Here is a 14,573-nt window from a genome sequence, read left to right on the forward strand (position 1 = left end):
TCAGCGCAGGCGGGCCTGGGTCACCTCGGCACTGCGCAGCTTGACTGCCAGCTTGTCGAGGATCCCGTTGACGTACTTGTGCCCGTCGGTGGCACCGAAGGTCTTGGCCAGCTCGACCCCTTCGTTGATCGCCACGCGATACGGCACTTCCATGCGCTTGGACAGCTCGTAGGCGCCCAGACGCAGGATGGCCAGCTCGATCTCGTCGAGATCCTGCAGGCGACGATCGAGCAGCGGGCTGATGCTGGCATCCAGTTCTTTCTGGAAGCGCGGCACGTTGTGCAGCAGCTCGTGGAACAGCGCCTGGTCGGCGATGCGCATCACCTCGACCCAGTTCTCGTGCAGCTCGACGTCATCGTCGACCTGTTGACCACGGAACTCGGCTTCGATGGTGGTCATGTTCTTGCCGGTCATCTGCCACTGGTAGATGCCCTGCACGGCCAGCTCGCGAGCGGCGCGACGCGCCTGCTGCTGCTTGGACGGCTCGCGCTCGGTACGTTCCTTGCGTTCGCTCACGCGTCACCTCCCATGGCCTTGAGCAGGGAGACCATTTCCATCGCCGCCATGGCCGCTTCGGTACCCTTGTTGCCAGCCTTGGTGCCGGCACGCTCGATGGCCTGCTCGATGGAATTCACCGTCAGCACGCCATTGGCGACCGGGGTGTCGAATTCGAGCTGCAGACGCGACAGCGCGGAGTTGCACTCACCGGCGACGTATTCGAAGTGCGGCGTACCACCGCGGATCACCGCACCCAGCGTGATGACGGCGTGCGGCTTGACCTTGGCCAGCACGGCCTTGACGGCCAGCGGAATTTCCCAGGCACCCGGCACGTGGATCAGGTCGATGTTTTCCTCATCGACGCCGTGGCGTACGAGAGAATCGACCGCGCCTTCCACCAGGCTGTCGACGACATGGTGGTTGAAACGCCCGACGACGATGACGTAACGGCCATCGACATTGGTGAAAGTGCCTTCGAGTTGAGCAATCGGTTGCATGGTCAGTCCACAATGCTAGCGCCCCGGAGAACCGGGGCGGGGATATCAATCATACCGGGGAAGGCCGCCAGAAGTGCGCGACCTCCCCCGCCATTTGGGGTGCCGAAGCGCTTACGCGCCCGCGGCGTCTGCGTCTGTCTCGCCTGCCGTGTCATCACTGCCGACCAGTTCGACCACTTCGAGGCCAAACCCGGACAGGGCAGAGAATTTCCACGGCGAGCTGAGCAGACGCATCCGGCCGACACCGAGATCCCGAAGGATCTGGGCACCGGTACCGGTGGTCAGATAATTGCCCGCACCATCGGATTCGTTGGTGCGCGGCGTACGACGTCGTCCGAGGAAGACATCGAGACGATCCTTGTAATCCATCGCGTCGCTGCCGGTGTCCAGCAGTACCAGCACGCCGGCATCGGCGGCGGCGACTTCGGCGAGGGCGTCATTGAGCGCCCAGCTGCTGCTGCCCGGCTGACGCAGGGTCAGCAGGTCGCGCATCGGGTCCTGCACGTGCACGCGCACGGTCGTCAGAGACTCGGCGTCCGGCGTGCCCTTGACCAGCGCCAGGTGGTGACGGCCCTGGATGCGATCGCTGAAGCAGTGCAGCGTCAGCTCGCCGAAGGCGGTCTCGACCTGCTCGCTGTCCAGCACTTCCACGGTCTGCTCATTGTGGATGCGATATTCGATCAGATCCGCAATGGTACCGACCTTGAGGTCGTGCTCGGCGGCGAAGCGCTCGAGCTCTTCACGACGCGCCATGCTGCCGTCATCGTTCATGACCTCACAGATCACGCCGGTCGCGCCAAAGCCCGCCATGGACGCCAGGTCACAGGCCGCCTCGGTATGGCCGGCACGACGCAGCACGCCACCCGGTTCCGCCATCAGCGGGAAGATGTGCCCCGGCTGGACGATGTCCTGCGGGCGCGCATTGCGCGCGGCGGCAGCCTGCACGGTACGGGCGCGGTCAGCCGCCGAGATACCGGTGGTGACGCCTTCGGTGGCCTCGATGGAGAGCGTGAACTTGGTGCCGAAGCCGGAACCGTTGGCCTGAACCATCAGTGGCAGCTGGAGCTGTTCGCAATGCTCACGCGACATCGGCATGCAGATCAAGCCACGCGCGTGGCGTGCCATGAAGTTGATGTGCTCGGCTGTCACGGCTTCCGCGGCGATGATGATGTCGCCTTCATTCTCACGATCCTCGTCATCCATGAGGATGACCATCTTGCCTTGCCGGATATCCTCGACGAGTGCTGCGATGCCTGATAGCGCCATGCTTGCTCCACTTTACGGGCTGCGCCGGCCCATGCCGGACCCACGCGTATTATCAAAAAGTCGGGCGTCAGGGTACCCCGCCACCCCGTTTTGCGCCAGCACCCAGCGACGCCGCTGTCGCCAGACGGCGGCAAGTGCTTGCGTGACAAGAAGAAATCAGTCGCCGCTCTCCTGCGGGTCTGGCGATGCTACCGGCACTGCAGTGATGCGCCAATCACGCCCCACCGCCCGGATATCGCGAATCTCGACCCGGCGCTGCTGCGCCATGTGATCCAGCCCCGGCAGCGCCAGCAGCGGGCGAGCCTCGCCGCCCAGCAGCGTCGGGGCCATGAAGAGCTGCATCTCATCGACCAGCCCCGCGTTAATCATGGCCCCGGCCAGCACCGCGCCGGTTTCCAGCAGTACCTCGTTGGCCTGCTCGTGCTCGGCCAGATAGCGCAGCAGGGCCTCGAGGTCCACGCGGCCATCTTCGCCGGCCGGCAGCGCCAGCACCTCGGCACCGGCCGCCTCCAACAAGGTACGTCGCTCAGCCAGCGCCGCTGTCTCATCCGCGACACATACCAGCAGCGTACGACCGGATTGCGCCAGAATGCGCGCCGCCAGCGGCAAACGCAGATGGCTGTCCACCACCACGCGCAGCGGCTGACGCGCCACCAGCGCCTCGAGCCCCAGCGGGTGGTCTTCAAGCCCGAGCTGGTCGGCGCGCACATTGAGACGCGAATCATCGAAGATGACCGACTCGATACCGCTCATCACCACGCTGGAGCGCGCACGCAGGCGCTGCACGGCACTGCGCGCTTCGGGGCCGGTGATCCACTGGGATTCGCCGGAAGCCATCGCTGTGCGCCCGTCCAGACTCATGGCCTGCTTGAGGCGCACGAAGGGCCGACCGCGCTCCATACGTGACAGGAAGCCGGGATTGAGCGCTCGCGCCTCCTGCTCCATCACCCCGACCGTCACCGCGATGCCCGCGCCCTGCAGCAGCGCGATGCCGCGCCCGGCGACCTGCGGATTCGGATCACGCATCGCGATCACCACCCGCGAGACGCCCGCCGCGATCAGCGCCAGCGAGCAAGGGCCGGTACGCCCGGTGTGGGAGCAGGGCTCCAGCGTCACATAGGCCACGCAGCCCAGCGCGCGCTCGCCCGCCTCTGCCAGCGCATTGACCTCGGCATGCCCTTCCCCGGCACGCACGTGAAAGCCGCTCGCGATCACCTCGTCGGTCTCGGCCTCTACCAGCACACAGCCGACACGCGGATTGGGCTGCGTCGTGTAGCTGCCCAGTCGCGCCAGGCGCAGGGCGTGGGCCATGTGGCGCGCATCACGCGCCGAGGGAGCACTGCGTTCGTGAGAGTGGCTGTCACGGGGAGCATGAGAAGCATGAGGAGAAAGAGACATGCGATACCTTGGCGTGAAACGAGAGAAGGTCAGGCGTAGCCCAGGCGGTGGTCAATACTTCGATGCCTGAGGCCTGAGGTCTGAGGCAAGGCCTGAGCCACGCAGCGTGACGCGACAGGACCAGCAGGCGCAGGCCTCGAGGTCATCTGCAAGGATGACCGTGTCGAGACATCAGGGCCGCGCGTCTTCCTCGCCCGGCAGGAAACTGGGCTCCTGGGCGAGACGGTCGATCTCGGCGCGGAACTCATCAAGATCCTGGAAGCGACGATAGACCGAAGCGAAGCGGATATAGGCGACCTGATCCAGCCGCTTGAGCTGCTGCATGACCTCATCACCGATGCGCCGCGCCTCGATCTCACGCTCGCCGGTGGCACGCAGACGCTGACGAATGCGCTCCACCGCGGCCTCGATCAACTCGGAGGATACCGGGCGCTTTTCCAGCGCGCGCAGCATGCCAGCACGCAGCTTGTGCTCATCGAAGCTCTCACGCGAACCGTCACCCTTGACCACGCGCGGCATGACCAGCTCCGCCGTTTCGTAGGTCGTGAAACGCTCACCGCAGGCCGCGCACTGGCGACGCCGCCGCACCTGGTCACCCTCGACCACCAGTCGGGAATCCGTGACCTTGGTTTCATGAGTTCCACAGAAGGGACAGTGCATGTTGGAGAGCCTGCTTGGGTGCGAGGTGGCTGCGGCCCCGCGCGAAGCACAGCGAGGAAGTGGCGCAGCGCAGCCGAATGACAGCGAATGGCGGGTATTGTAACCGTTAAGGCCCTGCCACGGGAGCCTATGTCAGCCTCGACATGACTGAACTAGCCTTGGGGAGCGACCAAAGGGCGACAGGAGTTTCCTGCACTGTCGCCCCGGGGGGCGGACACCGCGGCGAAAGCGTCAATCAACCTGCCCGGCAGGCTTGAAATCCCCGCCCGATAACCGAAAGATGACATCAGGGTGCAGCGCCTCACAAGGACGCTTGCCCGAGCCGTGAAATCCTTTCACGACTGGCGGCGAATGATCTCTGCCGCGAGATTGATCACGATGACGCAAGGAGCTGCGACATGGGAATCATTGCATGGATCATATTCGGTCTTATTGCCGGCATCATCGCCAAGGTGATCGTGCCCGGCAAGGACCCGGGTGGCATCATCGTCACCAGCATCATCGGCATCCTGGGTGCCGTTGTCGGTGGCTGGGTCGGCACCCTGATGGGCTTCGGTGAAGTGACGGGATTCAATCTGGCCAGCTTTGTCATCGCCGTGCTCGGCGCCGTCATTCTGCTGATTCTGTATCGCGTGCTGCGCAAGTAAAGCATGTCATGAAGCGCAGTGGCGTCAGCTGGCCGCAGGCCACATGACGCCAGACAGGACGGCCAGCCGGCACATGCAGGCTGGCCGTCCTGCCTTGCAGGCTTGACGAATCTGGCCCGAGGCGTGCATGACTCATGAGTAAAGGCGCCAGGCCGTCACCCACGGGCGCCGCTCAGCGATGCGCTATTCAGGCATTTCACCAAGCGACGGCCAGCCGACTTCATCTGATATGTGATTCCCAGTCTTGCCACCGGCCCCGCAGGATTGCGCCGGCGGGCTTCCCGAAGATCACCCGCGACACGCTCTGCCCATTGCGGCTCACGAGGCAGAGTCTGACCGCTTTTGCTGCCACGAGGATTGCCCATGTCCGATACGTCATCTCCCGATCACTCGACATCCACTGCCTCCGATCCTGCGCCGAGCGAGGGCAGCGCCAGACCACGCGCCAGAGTCTCTCTCGCCAAACGCCTCTCGCAAGCTGATTTCCAGGCGCACGCCACACGCCTGCTCGCCGAGATCTACCCACAGCGTCATGAAGAAGTCCTCAGACGCCTGGAGACGGTGCTGGACTTCCATCGCACGCGCCTCAACCCCCGCGTACCGGAAGGCGAGCCGCTCTGGAGCGAGCGCGATCAGTGGCTGATCACCTACGGCGACAGCCTGCAGCAGGAAGGCGAGGCACCACTGGCGACCCTGCACGACTTCCTCGCCAGCCGACTGGACGACAGCCTGTCCGGTGTCCACGTGCTGCCCTTCTTTCCGTGGAGCAGCGATGACGGCTTCAGCGTCATCCACTATCGCGAGGTCAATCCGGTCCTCGGCGACTGGCAGGACATCCGGCGCCTGAGCGAGCACCGCGACCTGATGGCAGACCTGGTCATCAATCACTGCTCACGCGAGTCACTGTGGTTCGCCGATTATCTGGCCGGCGTGCAGCCCGGCCGCGACTACTTCATCGAGATGGACCCCGACACCGATGTCTCCGAGGTCGTGCGCCCGCGCCCATCTGCACTGCTCACGCCGGTGCATACCCGTCGTGGCCTGCGCCATCTTTGGGCAACCTTCTCGGATGACCAGATCGACCTGAACTTCGCCAATCCCGATGTGCTGCTCGAATTCATCGGCATCCTGCTTTATTACCTCGAGCAGGGCGCGGGCATCATCCGCCTCGATGCGGTGGCCTTCCTGTGGAAACGCCAGGGCACCTCCTGCATCCACCTACCGGAGACTCACGCCGTGGTGCGCCTGCTGCGCGCCATCGTCGACCATCTGGCGCCCGGCAGCCTGTTGATCACCGAGACCAACGTGCCCCACGCCGAGAACATGTCCTACTTCGGGCTCGACCGCCTGTCACAGCACGACCTCACCGCCATCGAGGGCAGCGCCCAGGCCGATGAAGCGCACCTGATCTATCAGTTCACGCTGCCGCCGCTGACGCTGCACACCCTGACCTCCGGCGATGCCAGCGCCCTGACCCAGTGGGCCACCAGCCTGCCGTCATTGCCTTCCGGCTGCAGCTACTTCAACTTCACCGCCAGTCACGACGGTATCGGCGTTCGCGCCCTTGAGGGCCTGCTGCCCGACCACGAGCGCGACACCCTGGTGCGGCTGGTGCATGACTTCGGTGGCTACGTCAGCATGCGCGCCAACCCCGGGCGCGCCGACACCCCCTATGAGCTCAACATCAGCTACTTCGATGCGCTCAAGGGCACGCGGCGCGGCCAGGACCCGTGGCAGATCGAGCGCTTCATCGCCAGTCAGACCCTGATGCTGAGCCTGCAGGGCATCCCCGGGCTGTACATCCACTCGCTGACCGCGACCCCCAACCACCAGGAAGGCGTCGAGCGCGATGGCCATCTGCGCGCCATCAACCGCCGCAAATGGCAGCGCGATGAACTGGAAGCGCTGCTGGCAAGCCCCAACACCGCGACCCATGAGGTCTTCCACGCCCTCAAGCGCCGCATGGCACTGCGCCGCAACGAACCCTGCTTCCACCCGGATGCCGACCAGAATGTCTTTGATGTCGGCCCGGACTTCTTCGTCTTCGAGCGCGTCACCCATGAAGGGCGCCGCCTGCTGTTCGCCCTCAATGTCACCGATCAGCCGCGCGTGCTGCCGCTGCCGGCAAGCTGGCAAGGCGTCGCGCTGACCGACCACCTGTGCCACGACAAGGCCTACGATCCCACCATGGCCCGCCGCCCCTATCAGGCGGCCTGGCTGATGGAGCAAACCGTGCGCCCGCCGGCCATCGAGGTCGTCTGACGCCCGCGTTTCTTCCTCCTGCCAACGACAACGGGGCTGCCACTGGCAGCCCCGTTGTCGTTGGTCTTGCTGTTTCCCGCCGCGAGCCTTACTGGTTGTCCAGCTCCACCGCTTCGTGCATGCGCTCGAGCAGGTCCGGCACGGCTGACTGCACCCGGTTCCAGCTCGGGATGAAGGGCTTGTCGCGCGGATTGTCGAGGAAGGCGCTGCCGGCATCCATGATGTTGGCGGCGAACAGCTCCACCGCCGCTTCCTCGCTGTGGCGGTCCACCGTCAGGCCATTCATGACGGCATCGTTGTAGTAGGTCTCAATCAGGTCCAGCGCGATGCGGTAGTAGGTGGCCTTGATGGTGCGGAAGGTCTCGCCGTGCATCTCGACGCCCAGCGTGGCCAGCTTGCGATACATGGCCTTGGCGATGTCCAGACTCATGCGATTCAAGCCGCCCAGCGCATCTTCCTCGGACAGCGGCTGGTGCTTGTGATCGTAGGCATCGGCGATGTCCACCTGACACAGGCGCTTGGTGGAATAGTTGCGATGGACCTCGGACAGCACGCCGATCTCCAGCCCCCAGTCACTGGGAATGCGGATGTCCGCCAGCACGTCGGTACGCATCGAGAACTCGCCGGACAGCGGATAGCGATAGCTGTCGAGATAATCCAGGTACGGCAGCGGGCCATAGACTTTCTTGAGCGCACGGATCAGCGGCGTGACCATCAGGCGCGCCACGCGGCCGTTCAGCTTGCCCTGGGCGATGCGCGAGTAGTAGCCCTTGCAGAACTCGTAGTTGAACTGCGGATGGGCCACCGGGTAGATCAGCCGCGCCAGCAGGCCGCGATCATAGGTGACGATATCGCAGTCATGCAGTGCCACCGCCTCGGCGATGCCCGAGGCCTGCACGTAGCCGGAGCAGTACCAGACATTGCGCCCCTTGCCGGCCTCCATCGGCGCCAGGCCATGCTCGGTCAGCTCCTCATCCAGCGCCCGCAGACGCGGGCCGTCGTTCCACAGGATGCGGTGATGCTGCGGCAGATGTGAGAAGAACTCCTTGGCATGCTCGAACTGGTCACGGTCGGCGCGGTCCAGCCCGATCACGATCTCGCTGAGGTACGGCACCTGGGCCAGCTCCTCGACGATATGCTTGAGGGCGGGGCCTTCCAGCTCGGAATACAGCGACGGTAGAATCAGGCTCATCGGTCGCTTGCGGGAGAAGCGCATCAGGTCCGCTTCGAGATCTTCCACCGGACGATCGGTCAGGTTATGGAAGTTGGTGATGATGCCATTCTGGTAGAAATCGCTCATGTCAGCTCCTTGTCATGCCGAAGACACGCATCAGGCAGGCGTCAGGCGCCCAGACCTCTGGATGTCCATTCTTCCGGCTGGCCATTGGCCAGCCAGTGACGCAATCCCTCGACCCATCCCTGCGGTCCGGGGAGATTGGCGCGAAAACAGCGGCGTTCATCCGCCAGTTGCGGATAATCGGCAAGCTCCCGATCACGCTGTGAGGTATCACCGACGCCGGGGATCAGCACAGCGTTGTCGACGGCGGCCAGCAGTGGCAGGTCATTGGCGCCATCGCCGAAGCCCAGCGTCCAGGGGCGCACCCGCTCGCAGAGCCGGTAGCGGGCGATCAGATAACGCGCTGCCACGCCCTTGTCGCTGTCCCCGGTCACATGGTGAAAGCGCCCACCACGTGTCAGCTTGAGGCCATGGCTGGCCAGACGCGCACGAAAGTCCTCGAGACGCTCCGGCGCGTCGTGCCACACCAGCGGTTCACTGGCATCACGCTGTCCCGCCAGGGCCGCGTCGCCCTCCCCCAACCCCGTCAGTTCGCTGATTCTCGCCACCGACATCGAGGCGAAGCCCTCGAAGGCGAATTCTCCGCTCAGCTCCTCCAGCACCGCGAGAATCCTGTCGCGGGGCATCGCCACCGCGATACGACACAGGCCGTGTGCATCCGGGACGCTGGCCTCTTCCAGCGGGTAGGCGCTCAGCCAATCGGCCGGCAGGGCCACAACGCCGCCGTTCTCGGCGATCCACGGCTGGCCCGCCAAGCCCAGCGAGTCCATCAGCGGTGCCAGTTCGGCCGCCGTCTTGGAGGTGTTGGGGACGATCCAGGCACCGCGCGCGCGCAGGCGGGTCAGCCAGCTGCGCGCCGGGCCCGGCGAGTAATCGTGGTGATCCAGCAGCGAGCCATCCAGATCGGTCAGCAACAACAGCGGTGCTTGAGTCTCTGACATGTGAACTCTCCTCGTGAAGTGCTGCAGCGTGTCGGGGGTCACCTCGACAGGATCTCGTGGCACCGGACAGGCATTGCAAGAGCATTGCAGGGAATGTGCCAAGATGGTGCATCTGCCATGACAGCCTGACCCCTCTCACCGTGACCGTGTTTGTGCATCCGTTCATTTGCACCATGAAGGAGCACAAAGCCTGCCTTGCATGATGCCTCGCCACACGACGGCGCAAATCTTTCGTCACCAACGACGACGCCCTCGCATCTGCGAGGGCGTCGAGTCTTGGGCAAGCGGGCAACGTCTGTTGAGCCTAGACCAGCCACAGCGACAGTTGCGGCCACAGCAGCAACATCGCCAGCACGCACAGCTGGATGGCGATGAACGGCAGCAGCGAGACGAAGATATCCTTGAGGCTGATGCCTTCCGGTGCCACGCCTTTCAGATAGAAGGCGGCAGGCCCGAAGGGTGGCGACAGGAAGGACACCTGCATGTTGACCGCGAACAGCACGCCGAACCATACCGGGTCGTAGCCGAGCTGAACGATGATCGGTACGAAGATCGGCAGGGTCAGCATCGCGATGCCGATCCAGTCGAGGAACAGCCCCAGCAGCAGCAGGATCGCCATCATCACCATGATGATCGCCAGCGGCGGGATATCCAGGCCGAGAATCATGCTCGACACGAAGCGGTTGCCGCCCATCAGGTTGTAGACCCCGACCAGCGCCGCCGCGCCGATACCGATCCAGATGATCATGCCGCAGGTGTTCATGGTCTGGGACAGCGCACGCTGCATCAGGGTGATGGAGAACTCGCCGCGCAGCATCACCGCCACCAGCACGCCGAAGCTGCCCATCGCCGCGGCTTCGGTCACCGAGGCCACGCCACCGTAGATGGAGCCCAGCACCAGCCCCGCGATGACCGCCGGCACACCGATGGCCTTGAGCAGCTCACGCTTGCTCTGGAAGCTGGCGCGGCGCTCCTCCTCGGGCATCACCGGCCCCAGTGAAGGGTTGCGCAGACAGCGGATCAGCACGTAGATGATGTAGCTTGCCATCAGCACGATGGCCGGGGTGATCGCCGCGGTGAACAGGTCCGCGATCGACTGGTTGGCGATCAAGCCATAGATGATCAGCACGATGGAGGGCGGCATCATGGTGCCCAGCGAGCCGCCGGCACACACCACGCCGATGGCGATGTGCTTGTCATAGCCGAGTCTGAGCATCTGCGGCAGCGCCAGAATCCCCAGCAGCACGATCTCGCCGCCGATGATGCCGGACATCGCGGCGAGGAAGAACGCCACCACGATGGTCTGGATCGCCACGCCGCCGGGCAGGCGCCCTGCCATCACGCGCATGGCATTGAACAGATCCTTGGCGATGCCCGATCGGTCCAGCAGCGAGGCCATCAACACGAACATCGGCACCGCCACCAGCGAATACTCGGTGACGAAGCCATAGACACGACTGGTGACCAGCGGCAGCGCCATCGGGCCGAACCAGCCGAAGGTGTAGGCCAGCGCGACCAGGCCGGTGACGAAGGCCAGCGGCAGGCCGGTGACCAGCAGCGCGAAGATGCCGCCGACCAGCAGCATCGTAGCCGTTGCGATATCCATCAGCGCGGCTCCTTGTGGTCAGCTGTGGCGTCGGGAGCGGCATCGGGAGTGGCGTCGGATGCGCCACTTCCCTCACTGCCGCCCTCGGGCGGACGGGGCGAGAAGAATGTCTGGTAGAGATGCCACAGCGCCTGCAGGGTCATCACCGCCAGCGCGAACAGGATCACGCCCTTGGTCAGCGCCGGAAACGGCGGATTCCATGAGGTGCCGGAACGCTCCAGCTGCCACTCGCCCAGCGGACTGTGCGAGGCACGCCAGAACATCACCCAGCCCGCATAGCTCATCGCCAGACAGAAGACGAACGTCATCACGTCATTGAAGCAGTCCAGCACGTAGCGAAAGCGCGTGCCGACCAGGTCGTAGAGCACACGCACGCGAATATGGCGATTGTTGGCCAATGCCGCCGGGCCGCCCAGCGCGAAGCTGGTCGCGACCATGAAGATCACCGTCTCATGCACCCAGGAGGTCGGCGAATCGAGGCCGTAGCGCATCACCACCTCGAATACGCTGATCGCCATCGCCAGCAATACCAGCCACGCCGCCGCGCGCGTGCCCTTGCCCACCAGGCGGTCCAGCGGCGTCCGCGTGCCCAGATTCGGGTCGTGGTCATCCGACGCCTCGGGTAGCCCCGGCGACGCCACATCATGTTCTGCCATATCGAATTCCTTGCTGACTCGCTGCCTCAAGGAGAATCGGCGCGCCCAGTGAGCACGCCGACCTTGATCTCCCGCGTCTTTATCGTTCTGCGATCGTGTCGCCAAAAGTGTGACTAGCTGCCTCTTGCCACACGGCGGCTGGCGCCCATCCCGCGCGCCAGCGGGCTCACATCAGGTTGCGGTCGGTCAGGAAGCTGACCACGGACTCGTAGACCTTGCCGGTCAGCTCATTCTTCTCGGCCCACACCTTCCACTCCTGCTGCGCGATGCGACGGAACTTGGCGCGCTCCTCCGGCGCCATGTCGATCACCTCGATATCCGGATTGGCACGCGCCGCGCTGACCGCCTTGATGTCACGCGCCTTGAGGGTGAAGACCATGTCGTAGGCCATCGCGTCGGTGGCGGTCTCCATGATCACCTTGAGATCCGCCGGCAGGCCGTCCCAGATGCCCTTGTTCATCGACACCGCCACCATCGGCAACGAGTGGAAGCCCGGGTAGGACGGGTACTTGGCGAAGCTGTGCAGGCCCTGGTCATCATTGGTGGCGAAGACGGTGTAATCCGCCGCGTCGATCACGCCCTTCTCCAGACCGGTGTAGACCTCGGAGCCCGGCAGGTTGACGGGCGCCGCGCCGGCCTTCTGGAAGATGTTGTAGACCATGCCTTCCGGCGCACGCACCTTGAGGCCCTTGAGGTCATCGACGGTGCGCACCGGCTTCTTGGAGACGAAGGACTCAAGCCCGGTGGCGCCCGCGCCGATCAGGTGCACGCCGTAGGGCTCGACCAGCTCGTTGTAGAGCTCCTCACCGCCGCCGTGCTGCATGTACTCGAGATATTCCAGCGGGTCACCCCAGGCACCCACCAGGTTGCCCAGCATGCCGAAGGCCGGATTCTGGCCGGAGAAGTAGGACGGATCGGTCAGGTGGCCCTGCAGGATGCCGGCGCTGACGGCGTCCAGCGTCTGGTTGGCCTGCACCACGGCATTGACCGGCAGGATCTCGATGGCGATGCGGCCATCCGACATGGTCTTGATGCTGTCGGCCCAGGCCTTCTTGACCTCGAACTGCGGCTCCCCGGCCGTCTCGGAGGTCTGGAAGGTCCATTCGTACTCGGCGGCCCAGCTCGGTGTGGCGATCAGCGTGGCGGCCACGGCGGTGGACAGGGCCAGCGCCTTGAGCGTGACACGGGCGGGAGCGGCAGTGGTGAGCGGCGAGGTAGTGGTGAGCGACGAGATAGTGGAACGCGGCATGGTGAAACTCCTGGCTTGTTGTTATGACGTTCTATGGTCAGTGGAAGACGTGCAGACACTTTCCGGCGTGGCGAAACGCCGCGAGGTGCCGTTCACTCGCTTGATAGCGGTGCAGACAGACTGGGCAGCTGGCCGAAGCGGCGCAACAGCTCCAGCGGTTCCTGGGCGCGCCCGGCGGGATGGCTGCCTTCAGAGGCCGCAGGCATGGCAAGCCCGAGGTCCTGACCGGTGCGGTCCAGCACATGCAGGGTCGCGGCGTGGGCGGCATCGGGCTGGCGCAGACGAATCGCCTCCATCACCGCGCGATGGCGGCCGAGGCTGTCACCCAGCTCCGAGGCATTGTGATTGGAAGTCGCCACCAGCAGGCTGATCGACGGCTTGAGCACATGGCCAAGCTGCGCCCAGATGACGTTGTGGGTCGCGGCGAAGATGGCGTCGTGGAAGGCGATATCGGCGCGGTCGAACTCCTCCATGGCGCTGCCGCCATGCACCGCTGCGGCCATGCCGTCATAGGCCTGCTCGATGGCGGACAGGTCCTGGGCGGTGGCCTCGGTGGCCGCCAGGGCGGCGACGAAGGGTTCGATGGAGATGCGGAAGGCGTAGATGTCCCGCGCCAGCTGCGGATGCGGCATCGCGTAGCGCGTCATCCAGCCGGTCACGCGCGGATCGAGCAGATGCCACTCGCTGAGCGGATTGACGCGGGTGCCCTGGCCGGTGGTGCGGGTGAGAATCCCGGCATTGACCAGGCTCTGGATCGCGGTGCGCACGGTGGCGCGGCTCTGGGCGTGCTGATCGCACAGATCCAGCTCACGAGGAATCAGGCTGCCCGGCGGGTAGCGATTCTCGAAGATGGCCTGCGCCAGCCATTCGGCGACATCGACACGCGCGGTCGAGGTGTCGCCAGCTGAGGCAGACGTTCCAGAAGAGGCATTGGCGCGCGGGCTGCCGCCAGCGGCACTCGTGGGAGGCGTGGTCATGATCGAACGTTCCTTGATGGCGTGGCGCGTCATTTGTAGCTCGCGCACATCCTTCATGGGATGCATCGCGGCGCGCTCTTGTCCGTCAAGGAATAGCCCATGTCAGACATGCCAACAAGACACCCTAGACCAAGGGTGAGACCCGACTTTGGTCACACCTTTACGCAACTCCCTGTTGCGAAAGGGCTATTCAGATACTGGCAATTTCCCCGTGTGCTGGCGTCAGGCCGTGAATCGCACGCGGCCGATCGACACGATACGCTCGGCACCGCTGTCCGCGACCACCGTTCTCAGCGCTTCCTCGCCTGCCGCGCCGAAGCTTGCCGAAAGCTCGATCTGGCTGACGCCCTGGGCGACCAGCTCACTGACCAGCCGCTCGGCGGCTCTCAGCGTCCCCAGCGTGGCGACGGAAATGCGGACCTCGCCGCTGCCCTGACTGCTCAGTGAGGTATTGCCGCTGTTCTCGACCAGGATCAGAAAGGCATGGTGCTGCATGACGGCCATGGAAGCCTCCTTGCACGAAGATGAGCAGAGTGTGTCCGGCATCGAGAATAGCGTAGCGCGTCCGCTCCCAGGCACAGGCTGATCTTTCTGAGCGCTGGTTGACCACTCTCCCACC

At 64.7% G+C, this 14,573-nt stretch carries 14 protein-coding genes; 2 read left to right on the forward strand and 12 right to left on the reverse strand.

Going from position 1 to position 14,573, the window contains the following annotated elements; genetic code table 11:
* From nusB to nrdR, 5 genes are all read right to left on the reverse strand, one after another.
* Complete coding sequence (gene nusB, locus HA399_RS12785; protein WP_043331373.1) at positions 1-516, reverse strand: transcription antitermination factor NusB; 516 nt, start codon at positions 514-516, stop codon at positions 1-3.
* On the reverse strand, positions 513-995 hold the full coding sequence (gene ribE, locus HA399_RS12790; protein WP_043331374.1) for a 6,7-dimethyl-8-ribityllumazine synthase: 483 nt from the start codon (positions 993-995) through the stop codon (positions 513-515). Before ribE ends, nusB begins: the two co-directional genes overlap by 4 nt.
* Before the next feature lie 111 nt (positions 996-1,106).
* Positions 1,107-2,261 carry a bifunctional 3,4-dihydroxy-2-butanone-4-phosphate synthase/GTP cyclohydrolase II gene (gene ribBA, locus HA399_RS12795; RefSeq protein WP_404325176.1) on the reverse strand — a complete coding sequence of 385 codons (1,155 nt, stop codon included), beginning with the start codon at positions 2,259-2,261 and terminating at the stop codon, positions 1,107-1,109.
* 156 nt (positions 2,262-2,417) lie between these two features.
* Positions 2,418-3,572, reverse strand: coding sequence for a bifunctional diaminohydroxyphosphoribosylaminopyrimidine deaminase/5-amino-6-(5-phosphoribosylamino)uracil reductase RibD (gene ribD, locus HA399_RS12800; protein ID WP_404326983.1), 1,155 nt, complete (start codon positions 3,570-3,572; stop codon positions 2,418-2,420).
* 258 nt (positions 3,573-3,830) lie between these two features.
* On the reverse strand, positions 3,831-4,319 hold the full coding sequence (gene nrdR, locus HA399_RS12805) for a transcriptional regulator NrdR (protein WP_043331377.1): 489 nt from the start codon (positions 4,317-4,319) through the stop codon (positions 3,831-3,833).
* 398 nt (positions 4,320-4,717) lie between these two features.
* Between nrdR and HA399_RS12810 the strand changes: the two genes are divergently transcribed.
* A complete protein-coding gene (locus HA399_RS12810) occupies positions 4,718-4,966 on the forward strand; it encodes a GlsB/YeaQ/YmgE family stress response membrane protein (protein ID WP_043331379.1) in 249 nt (82 codons plus the stop codon).
* A gap of 363 nt (positions 4,967-5,329) precedes the next feature.
* A complete protein-coding gene (locus tag HA399_RS12815; RefSeq protein WP_404325177.1) occupies positions 5,330-7,228 on the forward strand; it encodes a sugar phosphorylase in 1,899 nt (632 codons plus the stop codon).
* An 88-nt stretch (positions 7,229-7,316) separates the two neighbouring features.
* Here HA399_RS12815 and HA399_RS12820 read toward each other — a convergent pair whose 3' ends face one another.
* The 7 genes from HA399_RS12820 to HA399_RS12850 all read right to left on the reverse strand — a co-directional run bounded on the left by HA399_RS12820 (position 7,317) and on the right by HA399_RS12850 (position 14,458).
* Positions 7,317-8,528 carry a hypothetical protein gene (locus tag HA399_RS12820; RefSeq protein WP_054555542.1) on the reverse strand — a complete coding sequence of 404 codons (1,212 nt, stop codon included), beginning with the start codon at positions 8,526-8,528 and terminating at the stop codon, positions 7,317-7,319.
* 41 nt (positions 8,529-8,569) lie between these two features.
* On the reverse strand, positions 8,570-9,466 hold the full coding sequence (locus HA399_RS12825; RefSeq protein ID WP_404325178.1) for an HAD-IIB family hydrolase: 897 nt from the start codon (positions 9,464-9,466) through the stop codon (positions 8,570-8,572).
* A gap of 304 nt (positions 9,467-9,770) precedes the next feature.
* Complete coding sequence (locus tag HA399_RS12830; protein WP_043331381.1) at positions 9,771-11,072, reverse strand: TRAP transporter large permease subunit; 1,302 nt, start codon at positions 11,070-11,072, stop codon at positions 9,771-9,773.
* On the reverse strand, positions 11,072-11,728 hold the full coding sequence (locus HA399_RS12835; protein ID WP_404325179.1) for a TRAP transporter small permease subunit: 657 nt from the start codon (positions 11,726-11,728) through the stop codon (positions 11,072-11,074). Before HA399_RS12835 ends, HA399_RS12830 begins: the two co-directional genes overlap by 1 nt.
* Before the next feature lie 166 nt (positions 11,729-11,894).
* Positions 11,895-12,977 carry a TRAP transporter substrate-binding protein gene (locus HA399_RS12840; protein ID WP_404325180.1) on the reverse strand — a complete coding sequence of 361 codons (1,083 nt, stop codon included), beginning with the start codon at positions 12,975-12,977 and terminating at the stop codon, positions 11,895-11,897.
* Positions 12,978-13,069: 92 nt separating this feature from the next.
* Positions 13,070-13,954: a FadR/GntR family transcriptional regulator gene (locus HA399_RS12845; RefSeq protein WP_279839888.1), complete on the reverse strand. Its 885-nt coding sequence runs from the start codon at positions 13,952-13,954 to the stop codon at positions 13,070-13,072.
* 222 nt (positions 13,955-14,176) lie between these two features.
* The gene (locus HA399_RS12850; RefSeq protein ID WP_404325181.1) at positions 14,177-14,458 is read right to left on the reverse strand and encodes a hypothetical protein; all 282 of its coding nucleotides are present in this window, start codon (positions 14,456-14,458) and stop codon (positions 14,177-14,179) included.
* Between the last annotated feature and the right edge of the window lie 115 nt (positions 14,459-14,573).

It is taken from the genome of Cobetia sp. UIB-001, assembly GCF_044789135.1.
Lineage (GTDB): Bacteria > Pseudomonadota > Gammaproteobacteria > Pseudomonadales > Halomonadaceae > Cobetia > Cobetia amphilecti.